Annotated in this window: 17 protein-coding genes and 1 pseudogene; 12 read left to right on the top strand and 6 right to left on the bottom strand. The window is 63.9% G+C overall.

Annotation, left to right across the window (positions count from 1 at the left end):
• Position 1 precedes the first annotated feature (1 nt).
• The 10 genes from GJQ66_RS11000 to GJQ66_RS14790 all read left to right on the top strand — a co-directional run bounded on the left by GJQ66_RS11000 (position 2) and on the right by GJQ66_RS14790 (position 12,592).
• A complete protein-coding gene (locus GJQ66_RS11000; RefSeq protein ID WP_368732899.1) occupies positions 2 to 187 on the top strand; it encodes a helix-turn-helix domain-containing protein in 186 nt (61 codons plus the stop codon).
• A gap of 82 nt (positions 188 to 269) precedes the next feature.
• Complete coding sequence (locus tag GJQ66_RS10995; protein ID WP_155049414.1) at positions 270 to 866, top strand: hypothetical protein; 597 nt, start codon at positions 270 to 272, stop codon at positions 864 to 866.
• Complete coding sequence (locus GJQ66_RS10990; RefSeq protein WP_155049413.1) at positions 863 to 1,933, top strand: hypothetical protein; 1,071 nt, start codon at positions 863 to 865, stop codon at positions 1,931 to 1,933. Before GJQ66_RS10995 ends, GJQ66_RS10990 begins: the two co-directional genes overlap by 4 nt.
• A 19-nt stretch (positions 1,934 to 1,952) precedes the next feature.
• The gene (locus GJQ66_RS10985; RefSeq protein WP_155049412.1) at positions 1,953 to 5,039 is read left to right on the top strand and encodes a helicase-related protein; all 3,087 of its coding nucleotides are present in this window, start codon (positions 1,953 to 1,955) and stop codon (positions 5,037 to 5,039) included.
• On the top strand, positions 5,036 to 8,455 hold the full coding sequence (locus GJQ66_RS10980; protein ID WP_155049411.1) for a type ISP restriction/modification enzyme: 3,420 nt from the start codon (positions 5,036 to 5,038) through the stop codon (positions 8,453 to 8,455). The genes GJQ66_RS10985 and GJQ66_RS10980 overlap by 4 nt, the downstream gene beginning before the upstream one ends.
• Positions 8,456 to 8,602: 147 nt before the next feature.
• Positions 8,603 to 10,621 carry a GNAT family N-acetyltransferase gene (locus tag GJQ66_RS10975; RefSeq protein WP_155049410.1) on the top strand — a complete coding sequence of 673 codons (2,019 nt, stop codon included), beginning with the start codon at positions 8,603 to 8,605 and terminating at the stop codon, positions 10,619 to 10,621.
• Positions 10,618 to 11,106 carry an ASCH domain-containing protein gene (locus GJQ66_RS10970; protein ID WP_155049409.1) on the top strand — a complete coding sequence of 163 codons (489 nt, stop codon included), beginning with the start codon at positions 10,618 to 10,620 and terminating at the stop codon, positions 11,104 to 11,106. The genes GJQ66_RS10975 and GJQ66_RS10970 overlap by 4 nt, the downstream gene beginning before the upstream one ends.
• Before the next feature lie 73 nt (positions 11,107 to 11,179).
• A complete protein-coding gene (locus GJQ66_RS10965; RefSeq protein ID WP_368732898.1) occupies positions 11,180 to 11,713 on the top strand; it encodes a type IV toxin-antitoxin system AbiEi family antitoxin domain-containing protein in 534 nt (177 codons plus the stop codon).
• On the top strand, positions 11,710 to 12,357 hold the full coding sequence (locus GJQ66_RS10960; RefSeq protein WP_230379535.1) for a hypothetical protein: 648 nt from the start codon (positions 11,710 to 11,712) through the stop codon (positions 12,355 to 12,357). Before GJQ66_RS10965 ends, GJQ66_RS10960 begins: the two co-directional genes overlap by 4 nt.
• A 31-nt stretch (positions 12,358 to 12,388) precedes the next feature.
• Entirely contained in the window at positions 12,389 to 12,592 is a 204-nt protein-coding gene (locus GJQ66_RS14790; protein ID WP_230379534.1) for a hypothetical protein, read from the top strand.
• A 151-nt stretch (positions 12,593 to 12,743) separates the two neighbouring features.
• Here the strand turns inward: GJQ66_RS14790 and GJQ66_RS10955 are convergent, their stop codons facing one another.
• The 5 genes from GJQ66_RS10955 to GJQ66_RS10935 form a co-directional block, all read right to left on the bottom strand.
• Entirely contained in the window at positions 12,744 to 14,024 is a 1,281-nt protein-coding gene (locus tag GJQ66_RS10955; protein WP_368732897.1) for a hypothetical protein, read from the bottom strand.
• Positions 14,025 to 14,073: 49 nt separating this feature from the next.
• Entirely contained in the window at positions 14,074 to 14,655 is a 582-nt protein-coding gene (locus GJQ66_RS10950; RefSeq protein WP_155049407.1) for a hypothetical protein, read from the bottom strand.
• A 45-nt stretch (positions 14,656 to 14,700) separates the two neighbouring features.
• Entirely contained in the window at positions 14,701 to 15,060 is a 360-nt protein-coding gene (locus GJQ66_RS10945; protein ID WP_155049406.1) for a hypothetical protein, read from the bottom strand.
• A gap of 294 nt (positions 15,061 to 15,354) precedes the next feature.
• On the bottom strand, positions 15,355 to 15,618 hold the full coding sequence (locus tag GJQ66_RS10940; RefSeq protein WP_155049405.1) for a hypothetical protein: 264 nt from the start codon (positions 15,616 to 15,618) through the stop codon (positions 15,355 to 15,357).
• A gap of 3 nt (positions 15,619 to 15,621) precedes the next feature.
• Positions 15,622 to 16,563: a GlxA family transcriptional regulator gene (locus GJQ66_RS10935; protein WP_155049404.1), complete on the bottom strand. Its 942-nt coding sequence runs from the start codon at positions 16,561 to 16,563 to the stop codon at positions 15,622 to 15,624.
• A gap of 108 nt (positions 16,564 to 16,671) precedes the next feature.
• Here GJQ66_RS10935 and GJQ66_RS10930 point away from each other — a divergent pair, with 108 nt between their 5' ends.
• Positions 16,672 to 16,983, top strand: coding sequence for a putative quinol monooxygenase (locus tag GJQ66_RS10930; RefSeq protein ID WP_155049403.1), 312 nt, complete (start codon positions 16,672 to 16,674; stop codon positions 16,981 to 16,983).
• 399 nt (positions 16,984 to 17,382) lie between these two features.
• Positions 17,383 to 18,315 (top strand): diacylglycerol kinase family protein, encoded by a 933-nt coding sequence (locus GJQ66_RS10925; RefSeq protein WP_155049402.1) that lies wholly within the window; start codon positions 17,383 to 17,385, stop codon positions 18,313 to 18,315.
• Positions 18,316 to 18,367: 52 nt separating this feature from the next.
• Here the strand turns inward: GJQ66_RS10925 and GJQ66_RS14785 are convergent.
• Positions 18,368 to 18,601: pseudogene (locus tag GJQ66_RS14785) on the bottom strand (CoA transferase); the annotation flags it as partial.
• Between the last annotated feature and the right edge of the window lie 161 nt (positions 18,602 to 18,762).

The raw sequence follows: 18,762 nt of genomic DNA, 5'->3' as shown, positions 1-18,762 counted from the left end.
CGTGAGTGAGCCCTGGCTGTCTGCCGACGACATCGCCGCTCACCTGGGCGTCACCAAGGAGACGGTCTACGTCTGGATCGCCGACAAGGGGATGCCAGCACACAAAGTGGGTCGTCTCTGGAAGTTCCAGGTCAGCGAAGTCGATGAATGGGTGCGTTCGGGCGGAGCCTCTTCAGAGGTCAGCTAACGAATGTCGGAGCTCGGGCATAGCCTGAAAAACTTTCGCGCGACAGACCGAGCAGCGAAGCAACGAAGGGAGGAGAGCACGAATGAGCAGCTTCATTCTTGGACCGGTGAGCGTCGAGGTGCTCGATGGTGAGCACTCGATTGCGGTCGTCCCGCCGAGCCAGTGGCACGGCGATAGGCAGGCGCGTCCCGCGCACGCCGTGCTCGCCAATCTCAAGGCCGACGACGGTCTCCGCGCCCAGGTCTCGCTGGTCCGCTGGGATGATGACAGCGACGAGATCTCGCTCGGCTTCGCCGAGCTGCTCGCTGGCCCGTCGGACTACGAGCGGTTGGAGGATGCAGGGACGATCTCGCCGAAGCTCGTCGACGACAAGCTGGTCGCGCGGATTCGTGCGCTGCGCTACGGGAAGGCTGGGCGAGCCACCGGCGCGGCGGTCGAGTGGGCGCAGATCAGCGAGTGGGCTGGCGGCGACGCGCAGGCGTTGCTCGCCGACCTCGGTGCGACGCGCACGGGCGCGTATGGCGTGCTGCTGCCGAGCGCGACGCGCTTCAAGACCGAGCCGGCCATCGAGGTGCCGATCGCCGACCCGGCGGCGTTGTTCGCCGTCTACGCGCTCACGCGCGTCGTGCCGATCATGACTGGCTACGGCAAGGAATCGGTGGAAGGCCCGAACGCATGAGCGGCGTCGACGTCTCCATCGCGCTGCCCGAGGACGAGACGCCTGGCGAACTCATCAAGGGCTACTTCACCCTCATGCGCGCATTCGGGTGGGATCTCTACGTCACAAGCCACTTCACCCTGCGAGATTCGTTGGGGTCGCAGTGGTTCGCGGCCCGGATCAGCGAGCTGAAGGACTCGGACCCGAAGAACTGGCGACCCAACCACCGCTTCGAGCCGCAGGACCCCGGTGTGATCCTCCGCGACTACATCCACGAGCAGGACTCGCCGTATCTGAGCGTGTTCGGCGGACAGTTCCAGAAGCAGACCGCCGCGAAGAAGATCCTCGCCACGAGGAATACGTGGTTCCACTTCGGCGACGATCCGACGACTGCCCAGCTCGAAGAGGCGGCGAAGGTCGTGCGCGGATTCGTGCAGTCCAGCGACATGCACATCGCGGGACGTATCGACGCGCTGATCGAGCGCCTGAGTGACCTGCGAACCGGACGCTATCCCGCGGATGCCGTACCGAGCTCGCCTGCGCCGGTTCCGGCCGTCGTAGAGCCCGCGCCGCTCGATGCGCCAGAGGACTTGCCGCGCCCGAGCATCGGCGGCACCTGGGTCGGCCCTATCCCGGAGCTGCGCTACCGCATGACTCGCGCGGGCGACGTCGTGCACCCCGAAACGATGGAGTCGGTAGGTCCCAGGGTCACTGGTGACTTCGCTGACAAGGTGCGCGCCTGGACTGCGGTCGAACCGCGTGGCCGCGAGCTGTGGATCGACACCGACGGAGCCGTTGGCGGTTTCATCGGCGCAACGCCGCGACTGCTCGGCTATCTCGGCCCCGACCCGGCTGGCGACATCGCCCGTGGGTTCTTCACCCCGCACTTCTATGCCGTCGACGGGGACGAGGTCGCCGACCTCGACTCGGGAGAACACCGAAAGACGCCGTTCGCCCAGGGGCTCGCGGACGGCGCGATGCTTCGGGTGACGACGTATGGCGATGTTCTGGCTGTCGGGGATGCCGACGGCGTAGAGCGCGTGGCGACGGTGACGGCCGTCGAGTGGTTTCCGGGACACCTGGGCTGAGAACGAAAGAGACACAAACATGGCGACCCCCGACAGCTTCATCGTCGACAACACCAGCGACGACTGGAAGGCGCTCCAGTACGTTCGTGAGTGGTGCGACCTGAGCGAGGCGATCGATATCGCCACCGGACACTTCGAGATCGGCGCGTTCCTCGCCCTCGACGGCGCCTGGCAGAGAGTCGACCGTATCCGGCTGCTCATCGGCGGCGAGACCAGCCGCACCACTGCCGATGCGATCGCTGCCGCGCTCGACACGTCGATCAAAGTCGAGCGGCAGGCTGGCGACGCGTTCCTCACCGGTGTTGAAGGTGTGGTTGACGGCATCCGCTCGGGCAAGATCGAGATCCGCGTCTACAAGCCCAAGAAGTTCCACGCGAAGGCTTACATCACCCACGGTCGGCACCGAGTTATCGGCTCGGCAGCACTTGTCGGCTCATCGAACTTTACGCGCCCAGGGCTCACACAGAACGTCGAGCTTAACGTGCGCTTCCAGGGCCCCGAAGTCGTCGAGCTGCAGGAGTGGTATGAGGAACACTGGCAGACGGCTGCCCCAGTCAACCCGGAGTTGCTCGCCGTGCTCGACAACAACGTTCGCGAGTTCACCCCTTTCGAGGTGTACGCGAAAGCTCTGCACGCTCTGACCGCGGACGCCGACCCGACCGACAAGACGTGGGAGGAGTCGGAGTCGGTGATCTACCCGATGCTCGCCCCGTACCAGCGTGAGGCATTCCACTCCCTCGTGGAGATGTCGAAACTGTGGAACGGCGGGTTTCTTACCGACGGCGTCGGCCTCGGCAAGACGTTCGTCGGCCTCATGCTCACCGAGTATTACGCTGTGCGCCAGCGCAAGAACGTGCTCATCATGGCGACCAAGACCGGCCAGGATGCCGTGTGGAACCCCGAGATCAAAGACAAACTGCCCGATCTGTACGGCGGTCAATTCTCGAACGTGATCGTCAAGGCCCACACCGATCTCACGTCCAAGGCGGGCGCCGCGGAGATCGAGCACCTCGCGAAGCGCGCGGATGTCGTGATCATCGACGAAGCTCACAACTTCCGGAACCATGGCAAGTCCCCAACCGAGGAGAACCCGTGGGGGTCGCGGTGGTGGCGTATGCACGAGATCTGCAAAGGCAAGACGGTGTTTCTGCTTACGGCCACGCCGATCAACAACACGTTCTTCGACCTCGTGCACCAGGCCGAGCTGTTCACCGGCGTGGAGGAGGACGGACACTTCGCAAGCATCGGCGTCAACAGCTTGCGCAAGTACATCGTGAATCTCGAGCGCCCATTCAAGCAGCTCGTGCCCGACCACGCGACGATCGACCAGATCATGGCCGACGACAAGCTCTTCCAGTCGATCATCCACCAGAACTCCCGCCGGTACGCCGTCGACAGCGCGAAGGTGGCCGGCGGCGCCGAGGTCGTCTTCCCCGACCCGCAGATCCCCCGTGCCGTGCCGTACTCCTTCGGCCTGCTGTACTCGCCGCTGTTCGCCGAGATCCAGGTTGCGTTCAGCCGCGCCAACCCGCTGTTCGTACTGCCGATGTACTACCCGCTGGCGTTCTCCACTGACCCGAACGTCGACACCCGCCTGGAGAACAGGCAGAGGCAGGTGGTCGCCCTCATCCGCACCATCTTCCTCAAACGGTTCGAGTCGAGCCTCGCCGCGTTCGCCGGATCGTGCCTCGACCTGTCGGCGAAGGTGGTCAAATGGCTCGACGTCAACGTCAAGGATGACGCGGCCAACGAGGCACGCCTGTCCGCGTGGCGCACGGTGAACGAGCCGACGCTCCAGACGATCCACGACACCTACCGCTCAAACATGGACGAGAACTGGCACGAGGAAGACCTCACCGAGGAGGAACTGGAGGAGCTCGACTACAACCTCGTCGGCGGCAGCTACCGGCTCGGTGACATGATCGACGCCGCATTCGACGACCTCGATCAGCTCACGCGGTTCATGGACCTCGTGCTCACCGGCGCCGGGCTCGACGACAAGTTCGCGAAGCTGCGAACCCTGCTGATGGGGCCGTCGAAGTCGGAGAAGGCCGCCTTAGACACCGAGGTATTCACGCAAGAGTTCCAGACCCAGCCAGTGATCGTGTTCACCGAGTTCGCCGATACCGCCCGTTACCTGCACGAGGAACTCATCAAGGCCGGGATGTCGGATGTTGACCGCATCGATGGCGGCCGTAAGGGTGACCGCTACGCGATGATCAAGCGGTTCGCGCCCTTCTACAACAAGGTCGGCAAGGGGGAACGGGCAGCCCAGGAACCCCTGCGCGTGCTGATCTCTACCGATGTTCTCAGCGAGGGTGTGAACCTGCAGGACGGCACCTTGCTGGTCAACTATGACATCCACTGGAACCCGGTGCGCCTCATGCAACGAATCGGACGCGTCGACCGCCGCATGAATCCCGCAATCGAGGCCGAACTCGTCAAGGAACGTCCAAAGGCGAAAGCCACGCGCGGCAAGATCCAGATCCGCAACTTCCTGCCGCCGGATGAGATCAACACGCTCCTGCAGCTCGTAGGTCGTGTGGAGGGCAAGACGCTGATGATTTCCAAGACCCTTGGTATCCCTGGGGGCAAGCTGCTCGACGCTACCGACATCTTCGACGACGTGAAAGTGTTCCAAGCGTTCAAGAACGAGTACATCGGCGACATCTCGCCACTGGAGGAGCTGCGCCTGAAGTGGCTTGAACTCGCCAAGGCAGACCCCGGTCAGGAGGCGCGCACCGAGCGGCTGCCCGACGGCATTTCGGTAGCAAAGCATGGCGGCCCGAGGGGCATCTTCATCTGCCGCCGCGTGCCCACGCTCACGAAGACCGATGACGGCAGCGAGCCGAAATGGAGCCTCACGCCCGGGCGGGTCGAATGGGCACTCAAGACTGATGACAAGGTCGAACGCGGCATCCTTGCAATCAACCGCGCGATCGAGGCGAGTCCAGCTTGTCCGCGGGCGTCGTTCACCAATCGGAGCACTGTTCACGCGGCGCTGCGCGACTTCGAACGTGCCGAGACGAAGCAGCTCCGTAAGGATGTGCAACTGCCGCTGGATGCCCCAACCCCTGAGACCCTGTGCTGGATGGAGATCGCATGACTATCGATGAGACGCAGCTTCGCGGTCTCCTGAAATCAGCCCCGACCTCGCTGGTGGGGCTGATGTCATTGCTCATTGACGGCCTTGGCTGGCCGCATTACGACCTCGCCATCGAACCGCAGGACTACCTGCTTGACTGGTCACCGGAGGAACTCCATCTCGACCCGAAGCAGGTCGCGAAGCTAAAGGGCATCTCGCAGATCCCGGCGGCGACAGCCAAGCAGAAGGTTGGCACCTTTGTCCTCCAATTCGAGGGCGGTCAACTGCCGATCGGAGCGATCCGCCGTCTCGTACAGCGGCTGGTAACGAACAGGCGCGGCAAGGGCGGGGCCAAGCACCCGACTTGGGGGCTCGATGATCTGCTCTTCTTCTGCCTCGCTGATGGCGACTCCCATGTCATCCATATCGTGAACTTCCACGAGCAGGATGGGAAGAAGCTCCTTAAGGTGCTGTCGTGGGACAGCAAGGCGAAGGACACCAAGCTCGACCACGTCGCTCGGCGCGCCGTCAACGAACTCGTCTGGATCGGCGGCGAGGGTCCGCGCCTTTCGGTCGTGCCGAACCTGATCCAAGGGGCAACCGGCTACCGCGAAGGGATCAAGAGCGCCAAACTGCTTTCTCGTCGCATGGCGGAGGTTGCTCAGGACGTCCGAGACGAGGTTCGCTCGCTGCTTGCTGTCGAGACCGAATCCGGCCCGATGAAGTCGCTGTATCAGGATGTCCGTGAGCGGCTGATCGGCGACATCACCGAGGAGCGCTTCGCCGACGTCTATGCACAAACGATGGTCTATGGTCTGCTCACCGCCCGCATTGCACACCCCGAGCAGTTCAAGGCAGAGCGCTCGCTTGCAGTGATCAAGTTCGACAACGAGTTCCTCGACGCGATCTACGCGCGCTTCCGTGACGAGGCTGATGGCGTGATCGACGTTGACGAACTGGGTCTCGCGGACCTCGCCGAGCAGTTGGCCGAGACGAACGTCGATGCGCTACTCGCTGAGTTCGGTAGCGACAACCAGCGCGACGACCCGGTCGTCTACTTCTATGAGGAGTTTCTCGCCCAGTACGACCCGCAGCAGCGCAAAGACCTCGGCGCCTTCTACACGCCGAAGCCTGTCGTCCGATACATCGTGAAGACCGTAGACGATGCACTGAAGTCTTTCGGCCTGCCCCTCGGCGTTGCCGACCCGACTACTTGGGCAGACTACGTGAAGACCCACAAAAACATTGATATCCCGGCTAATGTGAAATCGACGGATCCCGTCGTGTCCATGTTCGACCCGGCGAATGGCACGGGCACTTTCATCATCGAGTGGCTGGAGCAAGCGAAGAAGAACGCTGGCGACGCCGGGCGCGAGACTGCGTTGAAACACGCCTCGGCGCTTGAGATTTCGCTTGCTTCCTACGCGGTAAGCCACCTGAAAGTCTCGCTCGATCTGCCTGACGGGCTCCGCCAGAAGGCGCGCCTCCCGATCTTCCTCGGCGACACGCTCGGCCCGCGCCGAGTGGCCAAGCTAAAGGGCATGGACGACCCCATCGGCATCGAAGGTGTCCTCGCGAATGAGGTAAAGTACGACCGACATCACAACGTGCTGATTGGGAATCCGCCGTATGATCGTGATGCCAGCGCGAAGGCTGGGATGATCTCGGCGCCTACGCTGCCAGGCAGCCGATCACTGTTCGACGACATCTTGGATGACGCGAAGAAGCATGTCATCTTCAGCCATACGAAGAGCCTCAACGACCTGTACGTGTATTTCTGGCGCTGGGCGATTTGGAAGGTCTTCGAGCAGAACGACGGGCCTGCCGTTGTCTCGATGATCACGTCGTCCTCGTGGCTCACCGGTCCCGGTTTCCTCGGACTGCGGAGGCTTGCGCGCGAGGTTGCGGATGAGATCACCGTGGTCGATCTCGGCGGTGCCGGACGAGGTGCCCGGACCGAAGACAATGTGTTCGATATTCAGACGCCTGTCGCGATCGTGACGCTGGTGCGCAAGGGAAAAATCGACCGAGCTAAGGCGGCGAACGCGCGCTACTCACGGATAATTGGCACAAGAGCCGAAAAGCTCGCGCGGCTCGGCGAACTTGCCGCTGGGTTCCCCGCCGAGTGGACCGCGTTGAGCTCAGAGTGGTTCGCCGGCCTTGCCCCCGCGAGTGGTGGGGCGGACTGGCAGGAGTTCCCCGCACTTGCCGATGTGTTCCCCTGGCAGCAGCCTGGCTGCCAGTTCGGAAGGACCTCTCCCGTCTCCCCTGACCGTGGGGCACTGGAACGTCGCTGGGAGCGTTTCGTATCGACCACTGACTCGGACGATCGCGCGAAGTGCTTCAATGCCTCCAGCACTGGCCGCAACATCTTTACCAAGGTCGCCGGGCTCGAGAGGCTCGCCGATGAGAAGAAGGGGGCGTCGCATCGGCCGATCGTGCGCTACGGTTACCGTTCCTTCGATCGGCAATGGGCCTTCGACGACCCCCGCTGGGCGAAGACGGAAAGCCCATCGCTCTGGTGGTCAGTAACGCCGAAGCAGATGTTCATGACTGCGATGATGACTAACCCGCCGGGTCCCGGACCTGCTGCGACGCTGTCTACTGGGGTCCCAGATTTCCACTACTTCGCGGGCCGTGGCGGCAAGGATGTCATTCCGCTTTATCGCGATGCGAAAGGGACGCCGAACGTCGACCCCAGGTTGCTCGACGCCATTACTGCGGCCCATCGGCAAGCCGATGAGGGCGTGCCCCGGATCACAGTGGAACGGCTATTCGCATACGTCTTCGGTGTGCTGGCGGGTGCGAACTATACTCAGCGCTTCCACGATGCGCTGGAGACCCCCGGGCCGAGAGTCCCGCTGTCCTCCGACCCGGCGCTCTTCGAGTCGATGGCGGCTCACGGCGAGCAGTTGCTCTGGCTCCAGACCTTCGGCGAGCGATTCACCGACGGTAGGGGCAAGCTCCCACTGGATGGAGTGAATTGGAAGTCAGAGCCGACCCGGCTGCCGGACGGCAAGGCCGACCTCTCCTACGACGCCGACACACAAACATTGCGTGTCGCAGACGGTACCCTCGTCGGTGTCTCCGATGAGGTCTGGCGCTTCAGCGTGAGTGGCATGCCAGTCATCTCCAAGTGGCTCGGGTATCGCATGGCGAAGCCAGCTGGTCGTGCTGCCTCCAGCAGCTCGCCGCTCGACCATATCCGACCCACCGCATGGTTGTCAGAGTGGAGCACCGAGCTGGTCGAAATCGTCGCCGTGCTCAAGGAGACCCTCGCGATGCTTCCGGCGGGCGTCGCGCTGCTCGATGAGATCGTTGCAGGCCCTCTTGTATCCACGGACGAACTGCCGACACCGCCTGCGACGCTGCGGCAGCCGCCGACGAAGCGCGGTGACGACAATGACGCGCTGTTCTCCGAGGAGGGACTTGCGTGAGCCACTTCCAGCGAGCGAATCGGCAACGACGCATGAACGTTATGTCTGCGGGCTTCGCAATGACGAGGACTGAGGGCGATGTGATCTGCTTCAGTGACTCGACCGATAACGGCGTCGGACTTATCTGCATGGAAGGTGAGGTCGGAGATGAGCGTTGACGTGGTCATCTGGGACCCCACCCGCTCCGATGCTGAGGCGCAGTTTTCCGCTGTTCTTGCGCTCCACAAGGCGAACCGCGCCACGCTTGGGCCGATGCCTGACACCGCGTTCCGGGATCGGGCAAAGCACTCGGGACTTCTTCTCGGGCGTCGTGATGGGGCAACGGTCGCCTACTTGCTATACGACATTCCAAGGCACAATCTGATCAAGCTCATCCACCTTTGTGTAGATCCGGACGCCAGAGGCAGCGGGGTCGCAAAGTCGCTGGTCGGGCAGGCGATCAGCCTGCACCCGAGCAGGTCTATGCTCACTGCTACCTGTCGCACTGACTACGGAATCGACGGCTTCTGGCAGTCACTTGGGATGCACGCCGCGTCCGAGCGCAAAGGACGCGCGCTCAGCGGATCGATCCTGACCAACTGGGTCAAGCGTATCAACCTCGAAAGCGGTCTCGATCTGCTCGAGACCGCGTCGCTGGAGTCCGGCCTGCCGCTTGCCGCACTTGATACGAACATCGTGGGTGACCTCTTCTCGCCAGAAACCGTCCGTCGCGATCATCGAGAGGAAAGCTCCGAGCTGAAGGCGGACTGGCTGCAGCCGCTCGTCACCTTCGCTGTTTCTGGCGAGGTGAACAACGAGATCAATAAGATCGCCGACCCAGCGTACAAGAAGCACCTGCGAGAGTCGACGACCCACCTCACACGACTCAGTACTCGCCGCCCAACGGATCGAACACTCGAAGACGAGTTGCTCGATGCTGTAGATGCCGCCCTCCTTGCCAAAGATCCCAGCCTGAAGGCAGACGTCCTGCAAGTTGCTGACGCCATTCACGCGGGTGCCGACTACTTCGTGACGAACGACAGCAATATCCATCTCGCAGCTGCTGGCTGGAAACTCGATGAGCGTGGCATCAATGTCGTTCGTCCACACGAACTGATCCGCGCACTCACCCCGGCTTCCTTCATGTCTGACTTCCGCTCACGACTCATCGATGACAGCGACTTAGAATGGAAGGTTGTCACCGACGCTGACCCAGCGCTCGAATCGCTGTTCCGTGTGTACAGCGACGAGCCGAAGCCAGCGGTGTTCAATCAGCGGCTTCGAGACGTCCTGGCCAAGCCAAAGTCGATCACTGTCCAACAACTTCACGATGGTAACGGGCGTCCGTGGGCGCTCGCGGCGTTTGAGGTCAATTCCGGGGTACTCCGACTCCCGCTCCTCCGAGTATTCCGTGGCGAGCGCGGTGGAACAGTGGCATTTCAGCTGATTCGTTACTTCCGGAAGGTCGCGTGGGGTTTCGGTGCGACGCGGATCGAGATCACTGATCCAGCGATCTCCCAGACGCTCGATGGCGCCCTTCGCGCTGACGGGTTCAGCGACGGTGGACTGCGAGGAGCCGACCTCGGTCCAGCGACCATGAGCTGTGATGACCTCGGGGTCAACACAACCGCAGAGGTCGTGAGTGCTGAGAGAAGCAGGTGGCCGCTCGTGGTTACTGGTGCGAGTCTCCCCACCTACCTCATCCCGATCCAGCCGAAGTGGGCATCGAGGCTGTTTGGTCTCGACGACGGCTTGTTCCCGGCACGTCGTCGCGGACTGGGGCTCTCGCGTGAACTCGTGTACTTCTCGGGCTCGCGCCTCGTGCCGCGGGAGCTGCCGGCGAGGGTGCTGTGGTACGCGAGTAGCGATAAGACGATGCAGCTCAGCCAGATCGTCGCGCGGTCTGTGATGGTCGACACCACGAGGGTGCCGGTTGACGAGGCGATCGAAAGATTCGCAAAGCTCGGCGTATTCCGGAAGTCGGATATCAAGGGCTCTGCGGATAAGGAAGGAAGTGTCAGCGTCATACGTTTCCAAGACACTGAACGTCTCCAACGCACAGTCTCTCGGCACGACGAGATATTCAAGCAACGCGTGAAAGGGCAGGTACAGAGCATGAGGTCAGTTGCTCCCCAGTTCTTCGACGAAGTGCTCGCGCTCCAGACAGACAAGGTCCAGGCTGCATGAATCGGGCCCTTCTGCTTTCTGTCCGCCCGCGTTTTGCGCAGGCGTTACTTGACGGGACGAAGACTGCGGAGATTCGCCGCCGTTTCCCTGATGTTCCTGCGGGAACGACCGTTGTGCTCTACTCATCGTCGCCGGACAAGGCTGTGCTAGGGACCATGTGCGTCGAGTCGCTCGTTCGCAGCACAGCGGTCGAGATATGGCGCGACTACTCCGAAGAGATCGGAATAGAGGAGGCGGAGCTCGCGGAGTACCTCAAAGGCGCTTCGGAATGCTCGGTACTCAAGCTCATTGAACCGAACCGTTGGGCGAACGCCGTTCCCCTTCACGAGCTTCGTCGACTGCTGCATCTCCAGCCAGCGCAGAGCTTCCGGTACCTGAACAGTCGAGAAGTAGCGAAGCTCACTGCGTTGGGCGCCAACGAGGAGGTCAAGGTGGTCGAGTTTCCGGGGGTGACGCGCACTGACGCGATCCCCGTGATGGCGTAGCGAGGGACAGGTCGACGCGGATTGTGTCGATAGCGTACCGTTTTTGGTACTATATTGCCACGGAGGTGAATCGGTGGGATATCGACAGGATCTCTGGGAGATCGCTGCGTCCCGGAACGGTGTCCTGACCGTCGCCGAGGCGGAGGATGCGGGCGTGCCTGCTGTCGAGGTGCGGAAGCTTGCCGCCCGTGGCGCGCTTCGCGCGTTCAGGCAAGGCGTCTACACGCACCGCGACGTGCCGACGACCCCATTCACTGAGCCGACAATTGCCGTGGCTCTTGCAGGGGAGGGAGCGTTCTTGCACCGCGAATCCGTGCTCGATCTGCTGAGGCTAGGGCAGTTCAACCCGCCGAAGGTGCGTGTGGGCACGCGTCGCCGCGTGCGGCGCAGGCTGCCAGAGTGGATGGAGCTGGAGAACCGGCTTGACGTTCCCGATGAGGATCTTACTCACTACGAGGGCGTCCCCGCGACGACCGTTCGAAGGGCGCTGGAGGATATGCGGGATCGGATGCCGCCGGACCGATGGGAGGCCGTGGTCGATGAGGCGCTCAGGCGAGACTTGATTGGCGAGCAGGATGCGGCTGTGTGGAAGACGGTGTCGGCGTGAGTGAAGTGACTCCGCCGCTGAACGTGACGCAGCTCAATGCCCGGCTCGCGCAGGTCGCCGTCGAACTGGGCATCCCGGTCGCGCGTGCGCGGGTGATGCTCTGCACGCTGATCGTGTCGCAGATGCTCCCTGATGCTGTCGCTGTCAAGGGTGGCATGGGGGTGAAGCTGCGCTTCGGGGAGCGTGGCACGCGCGCCACCTCCGACCTCGATGTCTCCGCTCGCGTCCGCGGTGAGGAGTTCGAGCAGGTGTTCCGTACGCGTCTGGCAGAGGGATGGGGAACAGTGCCGGCGTCGAAAGGCGAGTTGAGACGCAACCCGGATGCGCCCGAACGCGTCGCGTTCACCGCGACCGTACGAGCGGTGAAGCTTCATGATCCGGGGCTCGCTCGACCCGAGTACGTGATGCACCCGTACCGGGTGTCGATCGCGTTTCTCGGTGCAGCCTGGGGTGCGCTTGATGTCGAGGTCTCCGATCCTGAGATCGATGCGTATGCGCATTCACTAAAGGAGATCGACGGCGAGCTCGTGCAGTTCGGTGCCTATTTCGGTTTCGGTGATCTGCAGCCCGTCGAGCTTGTCGATCTGGAGTATCAGATTGCGCAGAAGCTCCACGCCGTCACTACAACTGCTGTGGAACGCTGACCCCGATCTGCCGGCTTTGCGGGAACTGTGCGTGCGCACCTTCGACTGGCGACGCCAGCAGTCCTGGCCGCCGCTCCCACTGCGTCCGATGGGCGGCTGGGAACTCGCGTACGCAGACGCGCGAGCGGAAACTGAGGTCGACGGCACCACGCCGGTACTGCCCGACGTCACTGCGGCGCGTGAATGGCTGACGCACGTCATCGAGGTCATAGCTTCCTCGTCTGTTCTCGATTGAAGGCGTCGCCCTGCCAGTGGCTCGCGTCCCGGGTGAGGTGCGAAAGGCAAGGGTCGGAGTATCAGGCTGCTTGCTCGGCCATCGCACCCCGTTACTTTGTTCTTAGTTCCTGGAGCACTCCAGCGACGGAAACCGTTGTGGCTGCTGAGCCTCAGTGCTCTTGTTGTTGAGCGCCGTCCTCGTCAGCTTCAGGCGCGTTTTTCTGTGAGCGCGGTAGCCGCTCAGTGACTCGCTGCGAGAGTCCTTCTCCGGCTAACTTCGCGTTCGCGAATGCCTCGGCGCTGAAGCGGTAGGTCGCGGTGGCGCCGGCCTCAACGACATGCGCGACCGTGTCTCTCGCATCCCCGACGGCTTCGCCCCACCGTTTAGCCTCCAGCGTCGCGCGTTCCTGCTGGATGCCAAGCTGCTTGTTGAAGTTCGCGACATCCGCACCGACCTCGTTACCGGAGTGCACGACCGCTTTCGCCTTGACCGGGTGCACCAGCACTTGTGTGTTCGCGATAACCGCGGCCGCATCCATCCTCTCCAACAGGCGTCGCGTCGTGGTGGCGATGAGATCGCGCCGTCGCGCTCGCCCTGCGCGGATGGCCCCGCGGTGGCGGTCGAGATCGTCGGGGGAGGAGTCCAGGACCCGATCGAGTTCCAGGATGGCGAGACCGTCTTGGAGTTGGAAGCAGCGCGCCAGTACCGCGAGCCATTCCTCGACGTCCTTCTCAGCGTCCGCTGTGAGCTTGGCGAGGTCGCCGACCTTGCGCTTCTTCTCCAGCTTTTCTGCCGAGGCGTCGAGGCGGCGCAGTGCGTAGGACTGGGTGGTGGCGATCGTCTGCGCGGCGCCGTGCAGGCTCGACCAGGTCACCTCGGAGACGCGGCCGACGTGCTCGCGCTTGAGTATCGCATCGTCGATCACCAGGCCGACGCCAATCATCTCAGCCAGCGCGGCATCCTTCTGTGCACGGAGCACGTCATCAACCTTCTCGTCTATGACCTTGAGGTACTGCGTGATTTCTTCCATCGTCTGCTGCATAGCCAGCTGCGCCATGATCCCCGCAGCGCCCGCAAGCATCGCCGGGTTCGTCAGCATCGAGCCGACAGACCCCGGCTTCACGAACTCCAGGATCTTCGTGACCTTGCCCTTGCTCGTGGTGGCGATGGCCCGGCTGACGCCATCTGTCGAGCCCTCCATCGCCTTGCCGAGCTTGAGCGCTTTCGCCGATTCTTCGGTCAGCTTCACCCAGCGCCCCGAGTTCGCAGCAATCTGAGAGCCTGCCCGCGCCACACTGGAGCCTGCATTCAGGGCAGAGCCAAGGGGCGGGCGGAGCGCGATCTCCTTCGAGGGCACGCCTGCAGTGGAGAGGAAGAGCTCGACCTCGCGAGGGTCGCCGAAGATAGCGACGCCGTCGCCGTCGCTGAACAGCTCGATCTCGTTGCTCACGTTGCCTCTCTCTGAGGCGGTGTCACCTCATAAGAACCACGGTAGGGGCTCACAGCAGAACCTCCAATGCATGTTGGATCGCGGGGCGTGCCTTCGGAAAGTCGTCGGCCATCGTGAGCAGCGAACCGGGGCTGTTGCCGCGCCTGCGCAACCACTGCTTGAGCGCGCCGAGAGGGAGGTCGCTACCCCATGCGTGACGCAGGCGAAACAGATCGATGAGGGTTCGCTCGGCGGAGTAGAGGCCGATGGATGATCCATCCGGCAGCGCGTGCTCGGTGCGCCCGATGCCGAACGTTTCGGCGTCGAAGCGGTGCCAGGCGATCGGTGCATGGTGAACGGTGACCGTTTGTGTGCCGCGGGGGATGGCAATGTCGCTCCGAGCGGGGATCTCGTCGGTCAGCTCGTGCAGCGACAGTGCAGTCAGGAGACACAGCGTCGCGTCGGGTCTCTTGGCGGCGACGGCGATCCACGCTGCCGTTGTGTCGTCCGCAAGTCCGGATCTGAGGAAGAGGCCAGGGGCGATGCGCTCGAACTCGCCGGACTCGAGTAATCGGTCGAGGCCATACCGAGTGAGACCCTGTGGGCCCAGCTCGTCGTAGCTCAGCAGATCGGGCAGCGTCGCGATGTCCATCACCACCTCCGAACAGCAGAATCTGTTACAGATACAGCGTACCTGTTATGGTTTCTGTTGAACAGGATCGGTGTAATCCTCCTCCGGATGACTGCCGGTGCCGGAGAAGATGACCTCCAGTCGGTCGGTTTGGATAAGAACCGCACACAACCGCGATAAATGTGATCGGATTGTATCCATGAATGATCGGCTGAGAATGCTCGGGGTCGTCGTTCGGATCGAACGATGAGTCACGCTACCTGCGTCGGCGTTCACGATGCTCCTCGAAGAAGTACCACCGCCATGACGAGCGAGCCCAGGTGCCAGTGCCGAGTCGAGGGCTGCCATTGTGACGGCATCGCCGATCTTGCCGAGCACGGGCTCAACCGATGCGCCTGCTGCCTCGCCGACTGCCCTGACGTTCATGACGCGCCTTCCCGCGGGGTCCGAAACGGGGTCCGAAACCCCTCTGCGGGGTCCGAATGAGCTCGTATCAACCCGCGACAACCCGTAGACTAGCGCTGTAAGAACCGCATGAATACGCGGATCGAGCAGTTTTGTACGGAGCAGCCCGCAGAGCCAGAGCCCCTCAGTTGTTCTTGGTTCGAGTCCAGGTACCCCAGCCAGAGTGTCCTTGTTAAAACCAACGAACGAAAGAACTGAATTTTCGGAGTTCAACGACAAGCTCCCCGCTGAATCGCGGGGAGCTTTGTCGTTTGTTCACGCAGCGAGGACTGCGTTACCAAGGCTCTGGAATACCTCGTTCGCGTCAGGGAGCTCGACGTCGAGCATGACTCCTTCAGGTACTCGGTAGACGCGCGTGCGGGTGTAGAAGGCGGCCAGCAACTCTCGGCGTACGTCGTCCTTGGCGCTTGTGAACAACTCAGCAGGGTCACTCAGCAGATCGAGGTAGGCGAGCGCAGTCTCAGCGCCGTAGTGCAGTCGCTCGACAGACTGTTCGAGCTTCTCCGCGGTGACGCCCATAGGTCAGGAACGGCGTCGCTCCCTACGCAGGAGGGAGCGCAGAGTCTCGGCGTTCGCGTAGCCGACCCGTAGCGCGATCTCGGCGGAGGTGAGGTCCGTGGTTGCCGAGAGGTGCCGAGCTCGTTCGATGCGAAGCCGTTGGACGAAGCCGAGCGGAGTGAGGTTGAGCGCCGCACGGACTCGTCGTTCGAGGGTGCGCCGGCTGGTGCCGAGCGACTGCGCGACGAAGGCGACGTTGAACGGTTCGTCCAGGCGGGCGCGCACGAAGCGCTCGAACTCGACGACGATCGGGTCCTCGTGCCGGAGATGTTCGTAGGCGACGAAGGCCGCCTGCGACGGGCGCTCGTCGATCATCAGGAGCTTGGCGACATGTTGGGCCAGGTCGGGACTGATCGATCGCACGAGTGAGAGCGCGAGGTCGATGTGCGCGAAGGCGGCGCCGGCGGTGACGAGGTTCCCGTCGACCACGACCATGGTGTCGAGATCGAGGGCGACGGTCGGATAGCGCTTCAGGAACTCCGGCCCCAGGAACCAGCTGGTGGTCGCCCGCCGCTGATGCATCCGTCCGGTCTCGGCGACGGCGAACACGCCGGTGCAAGCCGCGGCGATCCGGGTGGTCGCCTCGTCGAGGCGCCCGAGCGAGGCGATGACCGAACGAGCATCTCGGCTCTGGAGGGCGTCGTTGGTAGCGGCGGCCGTAAGGGTTCCAAGCGCAGGGACGACGACCACGTCGAACTCTCCGGACTCCGACAGCGTGTGGTCCACCTTCAGGGTCATCGATGTCGTCGTGGTCACTCGCCGTTTCGGTCCGAGGGTGGCGAGTTCGATCGGGCGGATCCGCGGGTCGACATCGCCGCGGGCACCGTCGGCCACCCGCACGATGTCGATGATCGACGCGATAGCCGAACCGAAGCAGCCGTCGATCGCGATCAGTCCGATACGCATGACGTAAACAATAGCAATACTGCCGTATACGCCACTCCCCACCGGCCCTCGCTCGTCATACGCTGAAGTCGCTTCACCAAGAAACCTCGACACCTAGGAGAGTCCCTCATGTCCGCACCCGCATCGCTTCCGTATGCCTTCGTCGCCAAGATCGTCGCGGCTGATGGACAGCACGACGCGCTCGCCGATCTGCTCGCCGGCGCTGTCGCACTCGCCAATGAAGAAGTAGGAACGATTGTCTGGTTCGCGGTCAGGACCGACGCCGACACCTTCTGGATCTTCGATGCATTCCCCGACGAGGCCGCTCGCGACGCCCACGCCAACGGCGCCATCGTCGCAGCCCTGATGGCCAATCAGCACCTCCTCAGCGCAGCGCCCGAGATCCTGCCGGCCGACGTCCTGGCGTCCAAGCTCCCGTAGTCCGCCAACGCACGAGACGATCGCGCCCCGTCGAGCCGTCTCCAGGTCGCGATGGAACGCCATGCTGCGTTGCCGAGCGGTGCGAGGCCTATCGGCACACGGACAGGATGCCGGCCGCGAGCGCTCAGCCGGCGAGGGGTCCGTCGCAGAGGAGAGCGACGTCGGTGTCGGGCAGAGCCGTGAGGCCAGCGCATCGCGCGACCACCAGAACCGAACCGCCCCTGACCTGCGTTTCCGCAGGCCAGGGGCTGTTCGCCGGAGCCGCCTGTCGGAATCGAACCGACGACCTCATCACGTCGGCTTTGCGTCTATCGCTTGATGCGCCCCGCGGGCTGACACGGGCTGGCGACACGGAGCCGCTGGCGCGAGCCGCGCCGGATCCGTGGCAGGATCCGTGTCATGAGCGCACACCCGCCGATCGGCGTCGTCTTTAACCCTGCGAAGGGCGACCGCGATCGCCTCGAGCACGCGCTCGCGAGCGCCCCCGACGGGACGGTCGTGAGCTGGCACGAGACCACGGTGGAGGACCCGGGTCGGTTGGCCTGCCGCGACGCGATCGCGGCCGGCGCGGAGCTCGTCATCGCCGCGGGAGGGGACGGCACCATCCGCGCGGTGGCCGAGGAGCTCGCGGACTCCGGCGCGCAGGTCGACCTCGCGATTGTGCCGTTCGGCACGGGCAATCTCCTCGCCCGAAACCTCGGCGTGCCGTTGACGGGCGCCGCGGCCGCGATCCGCCACGCGCTGCGCGCACAGGCCCGCGCGGTCGACGTCGGCTGGGCCGAACTCGAGGGCGAGGGCGGATCCGCGCGGTACGCCTTTACCGTCATGGCAGGGTTCGGCATCGACGCCCACATGATCACGGAGACGGACGAGGACCTCAAAAAGCGCGCGGGGTGGCTCGCCTACGTCGAGTCGCTCGGGCGGGCCGTCTCGGCCAGCGAGGTCACTGGGTTCACGGCGCGCATAGACGGGCAGGAGGCCCGCGAGGCCCGGGCGCACACGCTGATCGTCGGAAACTGCGGCACGCTGCAGGGCGGGATCGCCCTGCTCCCGGACGCCGACTTCGGCGACGGTCGACTCGACCTCGTCGCCGTCGACGCGAACGGCGTGGTCGGCTGGCTCGATGCCTTCCGCAATCTCGTCTGGAACAGCGGGATCGGGCGTTTCCTGCCGGGCGAGGCCCGCAACAGCGAGACCCTGTCCTACGGGTCGTTCGAGTCGCTGGACCTGGAGCTGACCGAACCACGCCACTTCGAGGTCGACGGGGATGAGGTCGGTGAGGTGTCCCGCGTCCGGCTGACCGTGCAGCCCGGCGCCCTGCGCGTGCGCTAGCTCGCCCAGGACGGTTCGGTGGCGCCGTATCCGCCCACGGGGCGCTCGGTCGAGAGCCGGTCGAGTCGAACCCGGCGCGGTCGCCCCACGGCCCGCGGTCGCCCCACGCGCTGAGCGTCGCGACGACGAGGTGGGGGAAGTCCTCCCGGAGCGCGTCGACCCCAAATCCGTGGCGCTCGAGCGAGCCCGGCCGGTACCCGAGCAGGACGACGCCCGCGCCCGCCGCGAGCTCGAGGGCCTCGGCCCCCGCGGTACGGAGGTCGAGGAGGGTGGAACGCTTTCCCATGCCGGTCGCGAGGTGCTGATCGAGGATCTCCGGCATTCCGGGGCGATCGACGCGCAGGTGCTCCATCGCGGCGAACGACGCCGCGACGAGCTCGGACGTCGTCTCCGCGTGCACGCGGCCACCCGCGGCGGCGGCCGCGTCCATGGCCGCGGCGCCGGCGT

It is taken from the genome of Microbacterium sp. ZXX196, from assembly GCF_009709595.1.
Lineage (GTDB): Bacteria > Actinomycetota > Actinomycetes > Actinomycetales > Microbacteriaceae > Microbacterium > Microbacterium excoecariae.
The sequence above is the reverse complement of the archived record's forward strand: the minus strand, read 5'-3'. Positions and strand labels throughout refer to the sequence as shown.